The 1,120-nt window shown below is 68.8% G+C and carries 1 protein-coding gene; it reads left to right on the forward strand.

Going from position 1 to position 1,120, the window contains the following annotated elements; genetic code table 11:
• The coding region (locus tag E4099_RS32240) for a condensation domain-containing protein (protein ID WP_167828568.1) at positions 1-1,120 on the forward strand (1,120 nt) is incomplete at both ends.

Below are 1,120 nucleotides of genomic sequence, written 5' to 3' on the forward strand. Positions count from 1 at the left end.
CCGGCATGGGACACCCTGCCCGTGCAGTACGCGGACTACGTCCTGTGGCAACGCGAACTCCTCGGCACCGAGGACGACCCCCACAGCGAACTCAACCGCCAACTCACCTTCTGGAAGAACGCTCTCCGCGACGCCCCCGATCAGCTCGAGCTGCCCTTCGACCGGCCCCGTCCGCAGATCCCCACACACCGCGGCGGCATCGTGGACTTCGCCATCGACCGTGAGTTGCATGCCGGTCTGGTGGCGCTGGCCCAGGAGAGTGGGGCCAGCGGGTTCATGGCGGTGCAGGCAGCGGTGGCCGCGCTGCTGACCCGGCTCGGCGCCGGTACGGACATTCCTCTGGGCAGCGCCATCGCCGGCCGCACCGACGAAGCCCTCGACCACCTCATCGGCTTCTTCATCAACACCCTCGTACTGCGCGGCGACACCTCCGGGGATCCCAGCTTCCGCGAGCTTCTCGCCCGCACCCGGGAAACCGCACTGGCCGCCTTCGACCACCAGGACCTCCCCTTCAACCGACTCGTCGAAGCCCTCAACCCCGAACGCACCCTCAACAGCCACCCGCTCTTCCAGGTCATGGTCGCCTACCGAAGCGACGCGGGAAGCCTGCCGCGGCTGGCCGGTCTGGACACCGGGACTCACCCCGTCCGCACCCATATCGCCAAGTTCGACCTCACCTTCGAGCTGGTCGAGAACGACAGCCCCGACGGTCGGCCGAACGGCCTGAGCGGAAGCCTGGAATTCAGCGCCGACCTTTTCGACCGGGAGACCGCCGAGTCCATCGCGGCGCGCCTTGAACGGCTCATACGTGCCGTGGTCACCAGCCCGGACACCCCGATCACCGCGATCGAGGTCATGTCGGGGTCGGAGCGCACGCGCCTCCTCGCGTTGGGCTCGGGAGCAGTGGAGCGGATGGCACGGGCCGCCTCGGTGCCTGAGCTGTTCGAGGAGCAGGTGGAGCGCACCCCTGACGCGCTTGCGCTCTCAGCGGGCGAGCTGCGTTTGTCGTATGCGGAGTTGGACGCTCGGGCGAATCGGCTGGCGCGGGTGCTGATGGCCGCGGGTGTGGGACCCGAGTCCCGGGTCGGCATGCTGATGCAGCGCTCCGCCGACGTCGTCA

Origin of the sequence: Streptomyces palmae (assembly GCF_004684805.1) — a bacterium.
Lineage (GTDB): Bacteria > Actinomycetota > Actinomycetes > Streptomycetales > Streptomycetaceae > Streptomyces > Streptomyces palmae.